The sequence below is a fragment of the Halomonas sp. BL6 genome (assembly GCF_006228115.1).
Taxonomy (GTDB): domain Bacteria; phylum Pseudomonadota; class Gammaproteobacteria; order Pseudomonadales; family Halomonadaceae; genus Vreelandella; species Vreelandella piezotolerans.
In genome coordinates this window covers 151733-170155 of sequence record NZ_VDGL01000002.1, presented here as the reverse complement: position 1 = coordinate 170155, position 18423 = coordinate 151733, and the positions used below count along the sequence as shown (strand labels likewise).

Annotated in this window: 18 protein-coding genes; 11 read left to right on the top strand and 7 right to left on the bottom strand. The window is 61.3% G+C overall.

Annotated elements, in window-relative coordinates:
- Window positions 1-61: 61 nt before the first annotated feature.
- The 11 genes from FHJ80_RS04325 to glp all read left to right on the top strand — a co-directional run bounded on the left by FHJ80_RS04325 (window position 62) and on the right by glp (window position 10851).
- Window positions 62-502, top strand: a complete 441-nt coding sequence (locus FHJ80_RS04325; RefSeq protein WP_139525812.1) for a DUF3305 domain-containing protein — start codon at window positions 62-64, stop codon at window positions 500-502.
- The gene (locus FHJ80_RS04320; protein WP_139525811.1) at window positions 499-1155 is read left to right on the top strand and encodes a DUF3306 domain-containing protein; all 657 of its coding nucleotides are present in this window, start codon (window positions 499-501) and stop codon (window positions 1153-1155) included. Before FHJ80_RS04325 ends, FHJ80_RS04320 begins: the two co-directional genes overlap by 4 nt.
- A gap of 197 nt (window positions 1156-1352) precedes the next feature.
- On the top strand, window positions 1353-3065 hold the full coding sequence (locus FHJ80_RS04315) for a 4Fe-4S dicluster domain-containing protein (protein WP_139525810.1): 1713 nt from the start codon (window positions 1353-1355) through the stop codon (window positions 3063-3065).
- Window positions 3066-3069: 4 nt separating this feature from the next.
- Complete coding sequence (locus tag FHJ80_RS04310) at window positions 3070-3723, top strand: molecular chaperone (protein ID WP_139525809.1); 654 nt, start codon at window positions 3070-3072, stop codon at window positions 3721-3723.
- A 76-nt stretch (window positions 3724-3799) separates the two neighbouring features.
- Window positions 3800-4003, top strand: coding sequence for a twin-arginine translocation signal domain-containing protein (locus FHJ80_RS04305; protein WP_139525808.1), 204 nt, complete (start codon window positions 3800-3802; stop codon window positions 4001-4003).
- 24 nt (window positions 4004-4027) lie between these two features.
- Window positions 4028-6883: a molybdopterin-dependent oxidoreductase gene (locus FHJ80_RS04300; protein WP_139525807.1), complete on the top strand. Its 2856-nt coding sequence runs from the start codon at window positions 4028-4030 to the stop codon at window positions 6881-6883.
- 61 nt (window positions 6884-6944) lie between these two features.
- On the top strand, window positions 6945-7559 hold the full coding sequence (gene fdh3B / locus FHJ80_RS04295) for a formate dehydrogenase FDH3 subunit beta (protein WP_139525806.1): 615 nt from the start codon (window positions 6945-6947) through the stop codon (window positions 7557-7559).
- 11 nt (window positions 7560-7570) lie between these two features.
- The gene (locus FHJ80_RS04290; RefSeq protein WP_176558214.1) at window positions 7571-8683 is read left to right on the top strand and encodes a formate dehydrogenase subunit gamma; all 1113 of its coding nucleotides are present in this window, start codon (window positions 7571-7573) and stop codon (window positions 8681-8683) included.
- A gap of 103 nt (window positions 8684-8786) precedes the next feature.
- A complete protein-coding gene (locus FHJ80_RS04285) occupies window positions 8787-9131 on the top strand; it encodes a DUF1244 domain-containing protein (RefSeq protein ID WP_139525805.1) in 345 nt (114 codons plus the stop codon).
- Between the two features lie 3 nt (window positions 9132-9134).
- On the top strand, window positions 9135-9653 hold the full coding sequence (gene moaB / locus FHJ80_RS04280; RefSeq protein ID WP_139525804.1) for a molybdenum cofactor biosynthesis protein B: 519 nt from the start codon (window positions 9135-9137) through the stop codon (window positions 9651-9653).
- The gene (gene glp, locus FHJ80_RS04275) at window positions 9646-10851 is read left to right on the top strand and encodes a gephyrin-like molybdotransferase Glp (protein WP_139525803.1); all 1206 of its coding nucleotides are present in this window, start codon (window positions 9646-9648) and stop codon (window positions 10849-10851) included. Before moaB ends, glp begins: the two co-directional genes overlap by 8 nt.
- Here the strand turns inward: glp and FHJ80_RS04270 are convergent.
- The 7 genes from FHJ80_RS04270 to cheB are packed head-to-tail and all read right to left on the bottom strand — an operon-like array spanning window position 10840 to window position 18414.
- On the bottom strand, window positions 10840-11208 hold the full coding sequence (locus FHJ80_RS04270) for a hypothetical protein (RefSeq protein ID WP_139525802.1): 369 nt from the start codon (window positions 11206-11208) through the stop codon (window positions 10840-10842). The genes glp and FHJ80_RS04270 overlap by 12 nt on opposite strands.
- Before the next feature lie 12 nt (window positions 11209-11220).
- Window positions 11221-11760: a chemotaxis protein CheW gene (locus tag FHJ80_RS04265; RefSeq protein WP_139525801.1), complete on the bottom strand. Its 540-nt coding sequence runs from the start codon at window positions 11758-11760 to the stop codon at window positions 11221-11223.
- Window positions 11732-13420, bottom strand: coding sequence for a diguanylate cyclase (locus FHJ80_RS04260; protein ID WP_139525800.1), 1689 nt, complete (start codon window positions 13418-13420; stop codon window positions 11732-11734). The genes FHJ80_RS04265 and FHJ80_RS04260 overlap by 29 nt, the downstream gene beginning before the upstream one ends.
- A 51-nt stretch (window positions 13421-13471) precedes the next feature.
- Window positions 13472-13828, bottom strand: a complete 357-nt coding sequence (locus FHJ80_RS04255) for a response regulator (RefSeq protein WP_139525799.1) — start codon at window positions 13826-13828, stop codon at window positions 13472-13474.
- Between the two features lie 22 nt (window positions 13829-13850).
- Window positions 13851-15968, bottom strand: coding sequence for a hybrid sensor histidine kinase/response regulator (locus tag FHJ80_RS04250; protein WP_139525798.1), 2118 nt, complete (start codon window positions 15966-15968; stop codon window positions 13851-13853).
- Window positions 15968-17350 carry a protein-glutamate O-methyltransferase CheR gene (locus FHJ80_RS04245; RefSeq protein WP_139525797.1) on the bottom strand — a complete coding sequence of 461 codons (1383 nt, stop codon included), beginning with the start codon at window positions 17348-17350 and terminating at the stop codon, window positions 15968-15970. Before FHJ80_RS04245 ends, FHJ80_RS04250 begins: the two co-directional genes overlap by 1 nt.
- The gene (gene cheB / locus FHJ80_RS04240; protein ID WP_139525796.1) at window positions 17347-18414 is read right to left on the bottom strand and encodes a chemotaxis-specific protein-glutamate methyltransferase CheB; all 1068 of its coding nucleotides are present in this window, start codon (window positions 18412-18414) and stop codon (window positions 17347-17349) included. Before cheB ends, FHJ80_RS04245 begins: the two co-directional genes overlap by 4 nt.
- Window positions 18415-18423 lie beyond the last annotated feature (9 nt).

Sequence of the window (18423 nt, the reverse complement as noted above, 5' to 3'; positions counted from 1 at the left end):
CGATGATGGCGCTCAAAAGGCTTACTTGTCTACCCGTTCAAGGTCTAAGGGGGTGAAACCCATGAGTGATAATTTGCGCGCGCTGAGCGTCACCTTGATGGCGGAGGCCAAGCAGGTGGGACGTTTCACACAGACCCAGTGGCGTATTGCCGAGCTCGTGCCGGGCGACCAGGGGGAGTGTGTCCTCAACTTGCAGCTCTACATGACCGAGCGAGCGGCCTACCGGTTCAACCTTACCTCGTCCACACCGCGCCTGTTCGTGCGTGCTGGATTCACGGGGCAGACCCCGACGCCCGATGCGATGACCGCCAGCCAAGACGTCGCCGCGGGCTGGCTCGATGGCGAGCAGCAGGTGCTGGAAGCGCCCATGCCGATGGCGATTCAAGTGTGGATCGAGCACTACCTCGCCCGCCACGGTGACGCCCCGGTGGAAACCCGCAAGAAAAAACGCAAAGGAGCCGGGCGTGGTAAAGAGACCCCGGCCAAGGAGCAGCCGCAGTGAGCCGTTTTGAGCGCTGGTCGCGTAAAAAGCGCGGTCTCGATGACGATAATCTTCCGCCTAGCTCGTCTGAAACTGACTCTTCCGAGCCTACGGGTGTCGAGCAAGGTGAGCGCGTCAGGCCGTCGGCGGAACAGCGCGCTAATGTTGCCGATCATGGGGCCGATGAAGTAGCAGTCGAGGCAGCCACTGACGAGCAAGAGACGTCAGCGTTGCCACCCCCCGGTAGTTTGGACCACACGCTGCCCGATCCCGACACCCTGCCTGCTGGCAGTGATTTCAGTGCCTTCATGGTGCCTGGCGTGAGCGCCGCCCTGCGCCGTCGCGCGCTACGCAGGCTCTGGGCCACCGGTAACTACAACGTGCGCGATGGTCTGGACGATTACGACGCTGACTACACTCAGCAATTGAAGCCCATGGCGAGCGAGCTGGCGGGCAAGCTGCGGCGCTGGGCCAATAAAGCAGAGGAGACCCTCGATAAGCTGGACGAGTCCGCGCAAAACGACGCAGAACGCGCGGGCCATGACGAGGATGAGAAGGGAGCTGGGCAGGGGAGCGCTTGCACAAGTGATGACAGTTTTGTACAAAGTGCCTCACTAGACGACCGGTCTGATGATTCCGATCACGCTCTGGGAGAGCGAAAAAAAGACGGTTAGCTTTTTGAATCAGTGGGTTGTGAAAAATCGAGCAGGCTTGCGTTGACAGCGATACGACCAATGGAAGTGGCAAAAAAGCGGTTTGCGCCGTACGCTGATACAATAAGCTATGTCGATATAACGTCGAAAGTCATCCTCGAAATGACGACATCTAAACGCTAATTATAACAAAAACGACCTCTTGACCGTGAGAATGCATGAACCAACGAATCCAACTGGCGTCGATCGACGACCAGCGTAACGCCGCCGCCCGTGAAGCGGTGCGTCGGCGTATCTCATGGCCGGTGAATTTAACGCCTGCCAACGTGACCTACCATAGCCGAGGGCACGTATTGCTACTGGGTCGTGCAGCGTCCGTCAGCCCAGCGGTGCGTGCGCTGCAAGGTCGTGGGCTCGCGTCGCTGACGCTGCTGACGACGGATGTCGCTGTCGATCTTCCTGCCACCAGCGAGCCGGTCACCGCACACCTGCTGAGCACACATCAGCAGCCCCAACTGCGTATTGCGGGTCACCTGGGCGGGTTCCGAACCACCTTGGCTCAAGCCGGTGGCGACGCGCTCAATCTGGCGCAAGCATTGATCGAACGCGACGTTTTCGACGTGGTGCTGGATCTCACGGAAGGCGCATTGGACGTGGCTGCATGGGAGTTGCCGCCGCCGGGCTACCTGCGCCTTGCGTGGGAGCGTCAGGAGGCAGAGCGTGCCGACGTGCTGGAGAGCGTGACCGAACTGGTGGGCGAATTCGACAAACCGCGCTATTTCCAGGTCAATACCGATCTTTGTGCCCACTCTTCCAGTGGTAACGTCGGCTGCACCCGCTGTCTCGACGTCTGTCCGGCGGATGCGATTGCCAGCATCCAAGGCCGCATCGAGTCGCGCATCGAGATCGATCCGTTTCTCTGCCAGGGCGTGGGGAGCTGCACCAGCGCGTGCCCGACCGGTGCCATCGAGTTTCGCCTCCCGGAAACCCGTCGGCAGCAGGATACGCTCGCCACTTGGCTATCTGCCTACCGCGACGCCGGTGGCGAGGTGCCGGTGCTGCGCTTCATCACCCATGACTCGCTAGAAGCCGAGCGCAACGCAGGTATTACCACGCCGGGTCATATCATCGATGCTCCCCTAGAAGAACTGGGCGCGGCGGGTCACGACCAGTGGCTGACGGCACTTGCCAGCGGTGCCGCCGAAGTGCGCATTCAGCTTCACGATGACATGCCGAATCGGCTCAGCGCGTTTTTAGAGCAGCAAATCGCCCAGGCGCACGCGCTACTGACCGCGCTTGGCCACGACACGGCACGCATCAAGCTGCTGCCCGTTGGAGCCGAGAGCGAGCGCGATGCGCTGCCGAGCCTCACTCCGCTCACCGAGTCGCCGTTGAACTTCGACGAGCCTAACAAGCGTGCCCGCCTGAACGTGGTTCTGACGCGACTGGCCGAGTTGGGTGCGCCCAGCGGTGAACGTCATGCCATGCCTCAGGGCGCGGCGTACGGTGGTATTCAGGTGGATAGCGCGGCCTGTACGCTGTGCCACGCCTGCGTCAGCAACTGCCCAACGCCTGCGCTCAAGTCTGGGGGCAACGCCCCCGCGCTGAGTTTTCTCGAAGCAGACTGCGTGCAGTGCGGGCTCTGCGAACAGGCCTGTCCGGAAGACGCCATTACGCTGGCGCCGGGGTTCCTCGCCACGCCCGAGCGCGACACACGGCACATTTGCCATGAAGAGGCGGCGTTCGAGTGCATTGGCTGCGGCAAGCCGTTCGCCACGGCCAGTACCGTGGCCACCATCAAAGCCAAGCTGGCCAATCACCCCTATTTTGCCGGGGATGCCATGGCGCGGTTGGAAATGTGCGAAGACTGCCGGGTGAAAGACGTTTGGAAAACCATGGCGCGCGACCCTAACGCGCAACTAAAGGTATGAAGCTATGAGCGATGCAATGCCGACGCTAAGCGACACCGATGCGCTGCGCATGGATATCTACCAGCTGCTCGCCAGCCTGCTGCGCCAAGCGCCGGATGGCGAGCTGCTGGCGTGGTTGGCGAGCTTGGATAACGAGCAAGACGGTAGCCGTATTGCCGAGTGTTGGGCGGCGCTGTCGCTGGCCGCGGCCCAGAGCGATGTCGACGGCTTGAAACGGGCGCATTTTCGCCACTTGGTCGGCGTGATTCAAGGCGACGTAGTCCCCTATGCGTCTTGGTACCGAAATGGCGAATTGATGGAAGCCGCGTTGGTCGCACTGCGCCAAGACCTCCGAGCGCTGGGCTTCGAGCGCAGCGAGCATACCCGGGATCCAGAAGATCACCTGGCCGCGGTGTGTGAAGTGATGGCCATGCTCATCGCGGCACAAAATGGCGAGCAATTTACCTTTTTTCAACGGCATCTTGCCCCTTGGGCCAGCCGCTGTTGGGATGACCTTGCCAACGTAGACACCGCTTTCTATGCAGCGCTGGGGCAGTTGGGTAGCGCTTTCATGGAGAGCGAACAGGCACGCTTGAGCGATCAGGCGGCCTATCGACCGGTACGCATAGTGGAGCCTGCTTCCTATGACGCCGGTGCAGCGCGCAAAACCACACCGTGACGTGACCGTGCGCAGCGGTAAGTGAACGACAGGCCTGCTGGCCACGTATAAGAAAAGCATGAAAGAGGAGAACCCCATGCACCAGTCACATAACCCTGAGCGCCGCCGGTTTATGAAAACCGTTGGTTTAGGCACCGCTGCTGCGGGTGCCGCCGCTGCGGTCGGCCACGTCACCTTGGCACAGGCGGATGACAAGAGCCCGGTCGAGCGCGACAAGCAGACGGTGAACTACCGTGAGACCGACCATATTCGTGCTTACTACGCATCGCTGCGTGACTGACGGCGAACTGCCAGGAGATTTGCCATGCGTTTAACTCGTAAAACGAACGCCCCTGCGACCACTGGACTGGGTATTTCCCGTCGTCAGTTCTTGAAGCGTACGGGCGTCGCCACTGGCGGCGTTGCCGCAGCAGGCTTCATGGGCGCGCCGATGATGCAGCGCACCGAAGCGGCGAATAAAACGCCGGTGCTCGACTCCCCGGTGGAGACCAAGCGCACCATCTGTTCCCACTGCTCGGTGGGTTGTGGTGTCTATGCCGAAGTGCAAGAGGGAATCTGGACCAAACAGGAGCCTGCCTTCGACCACCCGATCAACCGTGGGGCTCACTGTGCCAAAGGCGCGTCGCTGCGCCAGCACGGCCACTCCACGCGCCGCTTGAAGTACCCGATGAAGTTAGTGGCGGGCGAGTGGCAGCGCATGGACTGGGACGAGGCGGTCAACGAGATCGGCGACAAGCTGCTCGAGCTGCGCGACAGCTACGGCCCGGACAGCGTTTACTGGTTGGGCTCGGCGAAGTTCAACAACGAGCAGGCGTATCTGATGCGCAAGCTCGCCTCCATGTGGGGCACCAACAACACTGACCACCAGGCACGTATTTGTCACTCCACGACCGTGGCGGGTGTAGCCAATACCTGGGGTTATGGAGCGATGACCAACTCGCTCAACGATATGCACAACAGCAAGGCGATCCTGTTCATTGGCTCGAACCCCAGTGAAGCGCACCCGGTCGCCATGCAGCACATCCTGATTGCCAAAGAGCGCAACAACTGCGACATCATCGTCGCAGACCCGCGCTTTACGCGTACGGCGGCGAAAGCCAACAAGTACGTGCGCATTCGCCCCGGCTCGGACGTGGCTTACATCTGGGGCTTGCTGTGGCACATCTTCGAAAACGGCTGGGAAGATAGTGAGTACATCAGCCAGCGCGTCTATGGCATGGACGATGTGCGGGCCGAAGTCGCCCAGTTCCCGCCCAGCGTCGTCGAAGACATTACTGGCGTACCCGAAGCCGAGATGTTCGACGTAGCCAAGCGTCTTGCCGACAACCGCCCCGGCTGCGTGGTGTGGTGCATGGGCGGTACTCAGCACACCACCGGCAACAACAACACCCGCGCCTACTGCATTCTAGAGCTAGCGCTGGGTAACATCGGTAAATCCGGTGGCGGCGCCAACATCTTGCGTGGTCACGACAACGTGCAAGGCGCGACCGACTTGGGGCTAGGGTGTGACTCCCTGCCGGGTTACTACGGCTTGGCAGAGGGGGCATGGCAGCATTGGGCCAAGGTGTGGGACGTGGACTACGAATGGCTGAAAGGCCGCTTCGACGACACCGAGTACGCCGATGGCAAACCGATGTACTCCAGCGGTATCACCGTCTCTCGCTGGGTGGATGGCGTGCTGGAAGAGGATGACAACATCTCCCAGCGCACTGCGTTGAAAGCGATGTTCTACTGGGGCCACGCGGTCAACTCGCAAACCCGCGGCGTCGAAATGCAGAAGGCGATGCAGAAGCTGGAGATGATGGTCATCGTCGACCCGTATCCCACCGTTGCCGCTGTCATGCATGACCGTACCGACGGCGTGTACCTGCTGCCCGCCGCCACCCAGTTTGAAACGACCGGTAGCGTCACGGCAACGAACCGCTCGATTCAGTGGCGCGACCAGGTCATCGAGCCGCTGTTCGAGTCCAAGCCGGACCACGAAATCATGTATCTATTTGCCAACAAGCTCGGCTTTGGCAACGAGTTCGTGAAGAACTTCGCGATGGAAGGCAATCGACCGGTGATCGAAGACGTACTGCGTGAAATTAACAGCGGTATGTGGACCGTCGGCTACACCGGCCAAAGCCCAGAGCGCTTGAAAGAGCACCAGCAAAACTGGCACACCTTCAGTTTTGAGAACCTGCGTGCCCAGGGCGGCCCTGCCGATGGCGACTACTACGGCCTACCGTGGCCCTGCTGGGGAACGCCTGAGTTCAAGCATCCCGGCTCGCCCAACCTCTACGACACCAGCGTCCCGGTCATGGAAGGCGGCATGGGCTTCCGCGCCCGCTTCGGTATCGAGCGCGACGGTGTGAACCTGCTGGCGGAAGGCTCGGCACCGGTTGGCGGTGACATCGACGACGGCTACCCGGAGTTTACCGATCAGCTGCTCAAAGATCTGGGCTGGTGGGATGATCTCACCGATGAGGAGAAAGCAGCGGCCGAAGGCCAAAACTGGAAGACCGACTTCTCCGGCGGTATCCAGCGGGTGGCCATCGAACACGGTTGTGCGCCTTACGGCAACGCCAAAGCGCGCGCCGTGGTGTGGACCTTCCCAGATGCCGTTCCGAAACACCGGGAGCCGCTCTACACCACCCGCCGTGACCTGGTCGAGCGCTACCCGACATGGGACGATTTCGACTCCATCATGCGTCTGCCCACGATGTACAAAACCATCCAGGACCGTGACAACAGCGCGGAGTATCCGATCATTCTGACCTCCGGTCGCTTGGTCGAGTACGAAGGTGGCGGTGAAGAGACGCGCTCCATGTCCTGGCTGGCCGAGCTGCAGCAGGAGATGTTCGTCGAAATCAACCCAGCCGATGCCAACGACATTGGCATCCGCGATGGCGATCAGGTGTGGGTCGAAGGCGCCGAAGGTGGTCGGGTCAAAGTAAAAGCACTGGTGACGCCCCGCGTGGATCGTAAAGTGGCGTTCATGCCGTTCCACTTTGGCGGCGTGTTCCAGGGCGAAAGCCTGCACGACCGCTACCCGGAAGGCACCGTTCCCTACGTGACTGGTGAAGCGGCCAATACCGCGACCACCTACGGCTACGATCCGGTGACACTGATGCAAGAGACCAAGTGCACCATTTGCCGTATCGAACGCGCCAGCTAACACGACCTGACCAGACAGCATGCCGGTGTGGCTACCCCCGCACCGGCACGAGGAGAACACCATGGCTCAAATGAAATTTATGTGTGACGCCGAGCGCTGCATCGAGTGCAATGGCTGCGTCACTGCCTGTAAGAACGCCAATGACGTCGAGTGGGGCATTCAGCGCCGCCGCGTGGTGACCCTGAACGACGGTGAAGCGGACGAAATGTCCATCTCCGTTGCCTGCATGCACTGCGACGATGCCCCCTGCATGGCGGTATGTCCCACCGACTGCTTCTACAAAACCGACGACGGCATCGTACTCCACGATAAAGACCTATGTATCGGCTGTGGTTACTGCCTGTACGCCTGTCCCTTTGGCGCGCCGCAGTTCCCGCAGCAAGATGCGTTCGGCGAGCGCGGCAAGATGGACAAGTGCACCTTCTGCGCTGGTGGTCCCGCCGAAACCAAAGAAGAGGAGTACCAGAAGTACGGCTCTAACCGCATCGCAGAAGGCAAGCTGCCGCTGTGCGCCGAGATGTGCTCCACTAAAGCGCTGCTGGCCGGAGACGCGCAGGACGTTGCCGATATCTTCCGTCAACGCGTGGTACACCGTGGCCATAAAGATGGTGCGTGGTCGAACAATCCTCAGGCTAGCACTGACAACCTTGCCTACGATGCTGCCCGCAAAGGGTAAGGAGGCGTGTCATGACAACCTTGACCATGACAAAGGTGCCCTCACGGGCGCCTAGCGGCACCGCTAGCTGGCTACAGCGCGGCTGGCGTCTCTGTCTCATGCTGGTACTGTTGGTGGCCAGCCTGGGCGTCACCCAAATGGCCGTGGCGCAAGCCGATCCAGATCGTGAAATGACCACGGCTGCGCCGGGCATCACCGCCGACCAGTGGCGTCAGGTGCGCAGCGGAGAAACCGGGCCCAACTACCGCGACTCGCGGCATGAAAGTAACTACAACCTGATCAACGCGAGCGGCGAAACGTGGCGCATTCTGCGTAATCGCTGGGTGTCGCCGTTTGGCATGATTGCCATTGGCGGCATGGCAGCACTGATCGCGCTGTTCTACTTCATCGTCGGGCGGAAGTATCTGGAAGAGCCGCGCACCGGTCGTCTGCTACTGCGCTGGTCGCTGCTAATGCGCGCTCTACACTGGACCGTCGCCACGCTGTTCATCACCCTGGCATTGACCGGACTCAACCTGCTGCTGGGTAAGTTCGTGTTCCGCTCTCTATTTGGCGATGCCGTATGGGGTTGGATGGTGTCGGCCTCCAAAGTGCTGCACAACTATTTGGGACCGATCTTCGGGGTGCTGCTGGTGATCATGCTGATTAGCCTGATCAAAGAGAACATTCCCAAAAAGCACGACTGGGTATGGTTCAAAAAAGGCGGCGGCATGATTGGCAAAGGCCATGTCGATGCGGGCTTCTGCAACGGCGGTGAAAAAGCCTGGTATTGGCTGCTGGCATCCGTCGGCATTCTGGTGGTGGCGAGCGGCTTCGTGCTCGACTTCCCCAATTTCGACCAGGGTCGCGACACCATGCAGTGGGCCAACATCATCCACGCCGTAGGAGCGCTCGGCCTGACCGCCGTGTCGCTGGGCCACATCTACATCGGCACGCTGGGCACGGAAGGCGCGCTGGAAGGCATGACCACCGGCTACGTGGATGAAACCTGGGCCAAAGAGCACCACAATTTGTGGTACGAAGAGGTCAAAGATCAGGCCATCAGCGAAGAAGAGATAGCGGCGCGTAAAGCGGGTGACAGCGGCGAGCATTCGGCAGCCAACTCTGCCGCTAAGCCAAGCTGAGTCACTCCGTCGACATCAGTGAACGTGAATGCCCTTCGACACCGCCTTCGGGCGGTGTCTTTTGTTATGCTGCACTTCCATGCATTGGGAAAGAGGAATGACCATGGCGACATTTGACGAACTGGATGCCACCACCCGCACCGAGCTGGAGGCCGCCGCGTTTCGCCGCCTGCTGAAGCATCTGGATGACAATAAAGACGTGCAGAACATCGACCTGATGATTCTGGCGGACTTCTGCCGTAACTGCCTCTCGAAATGGCTGGTGACCGCCGCTGATCAGCACGGCACCGAGCTGGATCTGGAGGCCGCCCGCGAGTATGTCTACGGCATGCCCTACAGTGAGTGGAAGGCGCATCACCAGGGCGAGGCGACGCCGGAACAGCTCGCCGCGCTCGAGGCGCGTCAAGCCAGGAAACAAGCCAATGCTCGAAATGAGCGCGAGGAGTAGCCGATGGATGCCATGGAAGCGCTGAACATCGCGGTGCTCACCGTCTCGGATACTCGCACGGAAGAGACCGATCGCTCGGGCCAATCGCTGGTGCAGCGGTTGACCGAGGCGGGCCACCGCTTGGCCGACAAGCGCATCGTGCCGGATGACGTGTATCAAATTCGGGCGGTGGTGGCGCAGTGGATCGCCGACCCCAGCGTGCAGGTGGTGCTGACCACCGGTGGCACCGGATTTACCGGGCGTGACTCCACACCCGAGGCGGTCTCGGTACTGCTGGATAAACGCATCGAAGGCTTTGGCGAGCGCTTTCGCCAGCTGAGCGGCGATGAGATCGGTAGCTCCACCATTCAGAGCCGCGCGCTGGGCGGTTTTGCCAACGCCACGGTGGTGTTTTGTCTGCCGGGCTCCACCGGCGCTTGCCGCACCGGCTGGGACGGCATCCTGGCCGAGCAGCTCGATAGCCGCCATAAGCCCTGTAACTTTGCCAACTTGGTGATTCCAGGCCGGGGGCAGCATGGCTGAGCTGCAGCCGATCGAAACGGCGCTCGACGCGCTGCTGGCCGAGGTTATGCCGCTAGCGGTTGAACGAGTCGCGTTGAACGACGCCGCTGGCCGTGTGCTGGCCGAGCCGGTCACGGCGACGCTGGACGTGCCTCCTTTCAATAACAGCGCGATGGATGGCTATGCGCTGCGCGCTGTAGACGCCGGTAAGTGGCTGTTGGTCAGCCAGCGAGTTGCGGCGGGCGATACGGCACAGCCGCTGGCAGCGGGCACCTGCGCGCGGATTTTCACCGGCGGGCAGATGCCCCCCGGCGCTGACTGCGTAGTGATGCAGGAGCGGGTGGTCGAAAAGGAGGGCGAAGCGCTTATCCCAGACGATGTGCCTGCCGGTGATAACGTGCGCTTGCAGGGGCGCGACGTACGTCAAGGCGATCTTCTGCTCAATGCAGGTGAGCGCTTGGAGGCCGCAGCGTTAGGGCATTTAGCGGGGCAGGGCATCACCGACGTCAGCGTTCGTCGTCGTCCTCGGGTGGCGCTGCTCTCCACCGGTGATGAGATCGTCGATCCCGGTACGCCGCTCGAGCCTGGCCAGCTGTATAACTCCAACCGCCCGATGCTCAAGCGCCTGCTAGAGACGTTTGGTGCTGAGGTGGTTCAGTTGGTGAGCGTACCCGATGACTACGCCCAGACCGTCGCGCTGTTGAACGCCGCAGCTGCCGACGCCGACGTGGTGGTGAGCACGGGTGGTGTGAGCGTGGGTGAGGAAGACCACGTCAAAGCGGCCCTGGAATCGCTAGGCCAGCTCGATATGTGGAAGCTGGCGATTCGTCCCGGTAAGCCCCTGGCGTTGGGGCGACTCCCCCGTGACGACGGTAGCCTTGCGCGTTTCGTGGGGTTACCGGGCAACCCGGTATCGGGGTTCGTGGGCGCATGGCTGTTTCTGCGGCCGCTCATTGGGGCGCTCCTAGATTGCCCCTCGCTTGGGTCGTTGCCGCGACTGACGGCCACGGCTAGGTTCGCCACTGACACCGGTCCGCGCCAGCATTACATGCGCGTGGCGTTGCGCTTTACCGCCGAGGGGATAGAGGCCGAGGCGTTCGACGACCAAAACTCAGCCGTGCTCTCTTCGTGTATTGCGGCTGATGCGTTGGCCGTGATCGAACCGCACTGCCAAGTAGAGCCGGGCAGCCGGGTGACCTGTTTGTGGTTAGTCCACTGAGTCAGAATCGACGGGCAGGCCGAGTCGTCCACCCTCGAGAAGAAGCGTCATGGACGCTCCTTCCAGGGCGACGCCGCAAAGCGCCGGGTAGGACGTGCGGGCGGCCAAAAGCGGCGGCAGAGGGTGGAGGTCAGCGGCCTGGAGAGGGACAAGCTCGCTGTCGCCAGGCAGGCCAAGCTGCCAAGGGCCTTGGCGGTCGATCAGCGTGAGCCAGCGACTCGAGTGTCCAGGTCCTCGGCACATGAGTGTCTCGAAAGACACGTAACGTGCCAGCGTCGCGGCGCTATCGATACGCCTGACGTGGTGAGCTTCCAGCGCCCACTGATGGCCGCAGGCGTTGAAGCGAACACAGGTCACGGTACTCACTGGCTAGCCAAGACCCTGTAGGTACGCTTGAAGCAGTGCGTCGGGGTCGAGGAGAGCCGTGGCGCGCTGCGTGTCATCGGATTGCCAGAGCGCGCTTACGTAGGGACGCAGCGCACTGGGCAGGGTGTCGGGAGGCGTCTTCAAAGCACTTATCGGCAGCTCGCAGACATCCTGCAACTGATCGATGCGGACCGCGCTGCGGATGCCGGCGCCTTTCACGACAAGCATCATGCCGTCGGTTTGAGACGGAGCAAGGGCCAACAGCGGCTGCAACGTGATCAGTGATTCGATCTGGCCGCGCAGGTGAATCACCCCTTCGGTGGAATCCGGCAAGCCAGGGACGAAATACACTGGCGTGTCGCCTTTCAAAATTTCGCTCACTGCCTGGCCGGGCAGCGCAAACGGTTGACCGGAGAGCTGGAAGAGGACCACCTGCTGACTGGGCTCATCCACCTCCACAATGGCTGTCTCATCGCCGCGCGCGTTGAACGCCTGCGCGAAGGTGGCGTTCGCCTCAGGGGCAGTCCGTGGGGAGTCCGTCATCGTCCTGCTCCTTGCTGGTGACCACTTGGTTGCGCCCCTGATGCTTGGCGCGGTAGAGCGCCTGGTCCGCACTCAGGCGCAGCGACTCAGTGGAGGGGTGGTTAGGAAAACGGCTGATGCCGGCACTGAACGTACAGCGAAAGCGCGTGCCGCCCGCATGAAAGTCCACCTGGGCAAAGTCGTGGCGCAGTGCATCGATCAGCTCGCAGGCGCGCTCGTCGCTGACCCCCTTGAGTAGCACGACGAACTCTTCGCCGCCGTAACGCCCGATGATATCCGACATGCGCAGGCGGGTTTTCAGCAACCTTGCCAGGGTGATGATGACCTGATCACCGGCAAGGTGGCCGTGGGTATCGTTCACCGCTTTGAAGTGGTCGATGTCGATCATCGCCATGGCATGCTCGGTGTTGTCACGGTGCGCTTGTGCCAATGCTTTGCTGATGAGTTCGGTGGTGGTGCTGTGGTTATATAGCCCGGTCATGCTGTCACGGGTCATCAGCGAGCGCAGTAAACGTAGGCGCTCGGCGCGCAATGTGACGGCCGAGACCAGTTCATCGGGGATTACGGGTTTAGTGATGAAGGCCTCGACGCCCGCCGTCATAGCCGAGAGCTGTTTTTGGCTGTCGGTTTCGCTCGATAGATAAATGATCGGTAGACCCACGTGTTCGGGCTGTTGGCGAATGATGTTCGCCAGCTCTTCGCCGGAACAAACGGGCATGTAGACATCGACGAGCAGCAGGTCGGGACTAAATCGCTCGAGGGCCGTCAGCGCATCGGCGGGGTGATTGACCTGCTGTACGGCCATCCCCGCTTGCTCCAGCAGGAGGGCATGATATGCCGCGACCTCTGGTTCATCGTCCACGATCAAAATGCGCAGCGGCTCTTCGTCGCTGGGCGTGGTGAGCTCGTCCACGGCCAGCATCAAGTCCAGCGGTTTCACCGGTTTCGTGAAGTAGCCGTTACAGCCTGCTCGCACGGCGCTGAGGCGTGAGTGAAAATCACCGTGGGCGGAGAGGACGATCGAGGGCAGCGGTTCACCGGTCAGCTTGTTGAGGCTGGCGAGCGTCTCGGTGCCCGCCGTATTACCTTGAGGGAATTGCACGTCCATGATGATGGCGTCGGGACGACGCGTGATCACGGCGTTGAAGAACGTATCCGTGTCTTCGAAGTGCACTACCTCGTGGCCGAAGCAGCGCAGGTGGTGCAGCAGTTGGCTCACTTGGTCCGGTTCGTCGTCGCATAGGTAGATCAGCCGCTGACGCTTGCTGCGGGTTTGCACTGGCTTTGGCGAGAATTCGACGCTGGTCATGGCGGCCAGTGCCCGCTGTTGCTCAGGCAGTGACTGCAGCCGCTGCTGCTCCTCGGCGAGGTGGACGAACACCTGCTCCACCACCTGCCCGGCAGGTGCTTGGCCGTCGAGAGCGGCCTCGCCCTGCTCGGCCAATAGCGCAATGCGCTCGAAGCCCAGTGAGCGTCCGGTGCCCTTCAAACTATGGAAAAACCGATGCAGCTCTGGGCCAAGTCGTGCCTGTGCCTCGGCGGAGGCCTGGCTCTGTTGCCACAGCCCGACAGTGAGCTGTAAACGCGCGGGTAACTGGTCGATGAAACGCTGACGCAGTTGATTGAGTTTATCGTGCAGCGAAGAAGCAGAGGATGACATCAGGCTACCTGTGCGAGTGGACGAGCCGGGCATAGCTGGGTAACGGCATGGCTACGCACCAAGCGCTTGGGCAACGGCGCGCTCTAATGACGTGTCTAGCGCGGCATCTTTCTGTAAGCAAGCGCTGAGCCCTGGGGTCTGGCGCAGTGCATCATCCGGCGTGTCACCAGTGAGCAGTATGAAGGGCAGCATGACACCCTGCTCTCGCAGCATGTGCAAAAGCTCGATGCCGTTGATCAGAGGCATATACATGTCGCTGACGATCAGCGCGATATCGTCATGGGAATCCAGTTCGTGGGTGGCTTCCATAGCGTCGTTGGCGAGCAGGACGTCGTGGCCCTGAAACTCCAGCAGCGCCCCGGTCATTTCCCCGGCTAAGGGGTCGTCGTCTACGACCAATATTCGCATGGTTATCCTCATGGCGGGAGACTCAGCCCAACAAGGCTTTGAGCGTCTCCACTAAGTTGTTCTGATCGAAGCTGCCCTTCACGATGTAGGCATCGGCCCCCACCTCCATCCCCCGCTGGCGGTCGCTCTCTTTTTCGCGAGAGGTGATGATGATGATCGGCTTATGACGATATAGCTCATTTTCGCGCAGTCTGGCGGTCAGCGCAAAGCCATCCATCACGGGCATTTCAACGTCGGTAAGCACGGCATCGAAAGACTCGGCCAGGGCTTTGTTCAATCCATCGCGACCATTCTCTGCCAGGGTCACCTGATAGCCCCACGCTTCCAGCACGTCTTTTTCGATCTCCCGAGTGTTCAAAGAGTCATCCACGACCAATATGCGGTGAGCGGTGCCGCTGGGTTCTACGCCACGGGGGGCGAGCGTATGGCGCTTGGCGCGTTCAAGCAGCGCCGGGACGTGAAGAAGGCTGACCAGCGCATTACGCCCCTGAGACACCATGCCCGAGATCAGGGGAAGGTAGCGTAGATGCTCGGGAAGCGGCTTGATCACCATGTCCCGCTCGTCGACCAGCGTATCCACGATCAGCGCCAGTTTTTGCTGGCGCTGATGGACGACGACCAGTAACGCCGGATCGGGCAGCGTGTCGGCCACGGGCAGATCCAGCAACTGGGCAAGCGGCACTACTGGCACGAACTCGTTACGTAAGATCAACGTAGGCTGCCCCGCTGCGTCGATGAACTGCGCTGGTGAACACTCGACCAGCTCCGCCACATGGGGGGCGGTGATACCGAGCGTTACGTTGCCCGCTTCGATGAGTAGTACCCGCATCAATGCCAGTGATAGTGGAAGACGCAGCGTAAAGCGCGTGCCCTTGCCTGCCTCGCTGGTGAGCTGCAAATCGCCGCTCAGCTCGTCCATGATGGTGCGTTTCACTACGTCCATACCCACGCCGCGTCCCGAAAAGTCGGTGATCATCGCCTTGGTCGAAAAACCGGGCAAAAAGATCAGGTCGAGCGTCTCTTGCTCACTGAGCGCCGACAGTTGCTCTTCGCTGAGCAGCTGCTTGGCCAGGGCTTTTTGGCGGACGGCGTCCAGCGCAATACCTGTGCCGTCGTCGTGCATTTCCACCACGACCCAGTTGCCATCCTGCCAAGCTTCCAGTATGAGCTGACCTCGGGGGGGTTTGCCTGCCGCTTTGCGTTGCTCTGGTGTCTCTAGACCGTGATCCAGCGCGTTACGCAGCAGGTGAATCAGCGGGTCGGAAAGGCGGTCGATCAGTTGGCGATCCAGCTCGATCTCACTGCCCCGCACCCGGCAGTCCACATGCTTCCCTAGTGACTGGGCAAGCTCCCTGGCCATCTGCGCCAGCGGGTCGAAGACCACGCCGAGGGGCAGCATACGCATCTGCAGGGCGCGCTCGTGAAGGTCGCTCATTAACGCATCGTGGCTCAGCACACTGTCTTTCAAGTCGCGGTTGAAGGCATGAATGGCGCTGCGCTGATCGCCAGGCAGACGCGCTTCCAACGCCTGCGCCTGTTCGACCAGCGTATGCAGATGGTGATGCCCCGAGAGCACTTCGCCCATCAGACGAATCACATCGTCCAATCGCTCCAGGCGCACGCGCACCGTATCGCTGAGTGCCAGGGTCGCGCTGCCAGCGGGCCGCGGTGGGTTTACCGGTGGAGACAGCGGCAGCGGTGCTGTGGGTTCGGGGGCTTCCTCCGCGTTGGAGAGAGTGGCCGTGCTGGGTTGGGCAGCGGCTTCCAACGCCTGGCAAAGCACCGGGTCGGCGACGGCGAGCGTCTCAGGAGACGCGCCCTGGGCGAGTTGGGCCACATCGTCAGCGAGCGCATCGGTGGCTTGGTATAGCAGACTGATGCTATCGGGACCAGGCACTTGGCTGCCGTCTCGAAAAGCGCTGAGCAGCTCCTCCATGCTGTGGGCCACCGCGGTGATAGGGGTGAGCTTGAGCATCCGCGATGAGCCTTTGAGCGTATGCGCGGAGCGAAATAGCTCATTGATACGCTCTTTATCAGCGGCGCCTTGCTCCAAAGCGCTGATGCCTTCGCGCAAGCGGGGCAAGTGGTCAGCAGCCTCTTCGACGAACCGCTGAATGAAGCGTCGAATATCGAGCGCCATTAGCCCGCTCCCTGTGTGACGGCATGTTCGTTCATGTAGCGTTTTGCCAAGAAGCAGGCATCGCCGGGAGGCAAAGGCGAGGCAATCACTTTTAATCCGCCACTGGCTAGCGGAGAGGCGTCTAGCAAGCGTACGACGGCGGCGTAACCGCGCTGCCGCTGAGTGGGCTGGTCAGGTAACTCGCCTTGGCGTAGCAGCTCCGCTTGATAAAAGTGGGCTGGCCAGCACTCGGGGGACACGTAGAGCGCACGTTTGAAATAATCGTACGCGCGCTGAGGCTGCTGTTGCCAGCGGGCAACGAGGCCCGCCAGTAGCAATGCATCAACGCTCCACGGGTCGTCGGCCAACAGCGGCATCAGCAGGGTATTCGCGTCGTCGAAGCGGTTTTGATTCAGCGCATCGTGGGCGTGCTGCAACGTGTCGTGGTTAGCGGACGGTGGCGCTGAAAAGGGCGGCGGCTCCTCTTGGTGACTGGGCTCGGCGGGCAGAGGCTCCGCATGGGGGGCGGGCTCGCTCGCCACCGGTGCGTTCGTTGCCTGCGGGGCGACGGGCACGAGTTCGTTGACGGAGCGCGCTGACATCGGCAGCTCAGCTTGAAAGTAGAACACCCCCTGCTCCTCCTTGAGAGAGAACACGCCTAGATCGTTACCTAAGGTTTCAGTCACGCCACATAGCAGAATGCCGTTAGGGGCTAAAAGCTGCTTGAGCTGGTGCTGAATGGTACGGCGCGTAGCTTCGTCAAAATAGATCGAGACGTTGCGAAACAGGATGACATCGAACGGGCCATCCATGTGGCAAGCGCTCGTCGACAGCAGGTTCAGCGGCTGAAACGTCACCCACTGACGCAGCGTGGTATCCAGCTGAAAACTGCGCCCGACCGGGGTGAAGAAACGGGCTTTTAGTGAAGGGTGAAGGGCACGAAACGCCATGCCCGCATAGCGCCCTGCCTGCGCTTTTTTCAGTACCTGCTGGTCGACGTCGCCGCCGGTAATGGTGAACAGCGTTTGAGCGCGGTCGCCGTAGCGCTCTTGTAGTGCCATGGCGACGCTATAGGGCTCCTCCCCCGAGGAGCAGCCAGCGCTGAGTAAGCGTAGCGGACCGCCTTGCTCGGCCAGCCGACGTGGCAGGTACGTCTCTACCAGCCAGTGAAGGGTTTCCGGTTCGCGGAAGAAGTACGTTTCGTTGACCGTCAACTGGCTAACAAAGCGGTCGAACAGCGCGTCATCTTCCGCCAAACGAGTCAGCATGACGTGGCTGTCTTGCGTACCGAGTTCGACGTGCAAGGCTTCGATGGCGCGCACCAAACGCGCTTCAGCGAGTCCTTCCAAATGTAGCCCGCAGCGTTGATGCACCCACTGCTTGAACGGTGCCAGTGAACTCATTGCGGTGCCCGCCAGGGTGAGGGGGTGAAGCGCACGTCGCGAAGCAGGCGCGTCGGGATCTCGTCTAGCCCCAACACCTGCTGTACTACGCCCGCATTGATGGCTTCTTGGTTCATACCGTAGATCACCGAGCTGGCTTCATCCTGTGCCAAGGTGGTGCCTCCCGCGAGCTGAATCGCGCGCATGCCGCTGACGCCGTCTCGGCCCATACCGGTTAAAATCACCCCAATACTATCGGCTCCATATACGCTCGCCACGCTATGAAGCATGGCATCACAGCTTGGATGGTAGAGCGCCTGTGCAGGGCCGGGTGACAGCTGCAAACGGTGTTGTGCCGTTACGTTGATCTGACTGTCGGGCGGACACAAATAGATGTGTCCGGGCAGAAGGCGCTCGCTACTTTGGGCGACGCTCACTGGCAGCGTACAGAGCGACCCTAGCCATGTCGCCATACCTTCGATGAAGCCAGGGCTAATGTGCTGGGCAATCAAGATGGGAGCGGGAAACTCTTTGGGGAGCTTGCTTAACAGCCGCGCGAGTGCCTGGGGGCCGCCAGTCGAACAGGCAATGGCGACCACCCGCTGAAAACCGCGTGAGGCGGTCGGGCACACAGGGACAGCCGCAGGCCTGGCAGGCGCGAGCGCGGGTGTCGCAGGAGCGCGTCGGCGCAGTCGGGTGATCACGGACACGCCCGCCAATAGCCGCACCCGTGCCAGAAGGCGCTGAGCATCCTCGTCGTCCAGCCCCGGCTTGGGCAGCACTTCCAGTGCGCCGACTTCCAGCGCGCGATAGGCCGTTTGGGCGTCTGAACGGTCACTAATCACGACGATGGGCACCCCTTTGGTGTGCATGATCTCTTCGATGGCGCTGAGCCCATCCATTATGGGCATCGTCAGGTCCATGGTAATGAGCTGTGGGCTCAGCCGCCGCGCCATCTCGACGGCCTCTTGACCGTTGGTCGCTTCACCGACGATCTCGATATCACCATCCCGAGTGAGTATGTCGCGCAATACCTCGCGCGCTAGCGGGCTGTCATCGGCCATCACGACCCGAATTGCACTCATCGACGCCTC

Excerpts from the sequence above, each read along its gene's own strand:
- FHJ80_RS04325 (WP_139525812.1), top strand. The coding sequence starts at position 62 with ATGAGTGATAATTTGCGCGCGCTGAGCGTCACCTTGATGGCGGAGGCC.
- FHJ80_RS04315 (WP_139525810.1), top strand. The coding sequence starts at position 1,353 with ATGAACCAACGAATCCAACTGGCGTCGATCGACGACCAGCGTAACGCC.
- FHJ80_RS04310 (WP_139525809.1), top strand. The coding sequence starts at position 3,070 with ATGAGCGATGCAATGCCGACGCTAAGCGACACCGATGCGCTGCGCATG.
- FHJ80_RS04305 (WP_139525808.1), top strand. The coding sequence starts at position 3,800 with ATGCACCAGTCACATAACCCTGAGCGCCGCCGGTTTATGAAAACCGTT.
- FHJ80_RS04300 (WP_139525807.1), top strand. The coding sequence starts at position 4,028 with ATGCGTTTAACTCGTAAAACGAACGCCCCTGCGACCACTGGACTGGGT.
- fdh3B (WP_139525806.1), top strand. The coding sequence starts at position 6,945 with ATGGCTCAAATGAAATTTATGTGTGACGCCGAGCGCTGCATCGAGTGC.
- FHJ80_RS04290 (WP_176558214.1), top strand. The coding sequence starts at position 7,571 with ATGACAACCTTGACCATGACAAAGGTGCCCTCACGGGCGCCTAGCGGC.
- FHJ80_RS04285 (WP_139525805.1), top strand. The coding sequence starts at position 8,787 with ATGGCGACATTTGACGAACTGGATGCCACCACCCGCACCGAGCTGGAG.
- moaB (WP_139525804.1), top strand. The coding sequence starts at position 9,135 with ATGGATGCCATGGAAGCGCTGAACATCGCGGTGCTCACCGTCTCGGAT.
- glp (WP_139525803.1), top strand. The coding sequence starts at position 9,646 with ATGGCTGAGCTGCAGCCGATCGAAACGGCGCTCGACGCGCTGCTGGCC.
- FHJ80_RS04265 (WP_139525801.1), bottom strand. The coding sequence starts at position 11,760 with ATGACGGACTCCCCACGGACTGCCCCTGAGGCGAACGCCACCTTCGCG.
- FHJ80_RS04260 (WP_139525800.1), bottom strand. The coding sequence starts at position 13,420 with ATGTCATCCTCTGCTTCTTCGCTGCACGATAAACTCAATCAACTGCGT.
- FHJ80_RS04255 (WP_139525799.1), bottom strand. The coding sequence starts at position 13,828 with ATGCGAATATTGGTCGTAGACGACGACCCCTTAGCCGGGGAAATGACC.
- FHJ80_RS04250 (WP_139525798.1), bottom strand. The coding sequence starts at position 15,968 with ATGGCGCTCGATATTCGACGCTTCATTCAGCGGTTCGTCGAAGAGGCT.
- FHJ80_RS04245 (WP_139525797.1), bottom strand. The coding sequence starts at position 17,350 with ATGAGTTCACTGGCACCGTTCAAGCAGTGGGTGCATCAACGCTGCGGG.
- cheB (WP_139525796.1), bottom strand. The coding sequence starts at position 18,414 with ATGAGTGCAATTCGGGTCGTGATGGCCGATGACAGCCCGCTAGCGCGC.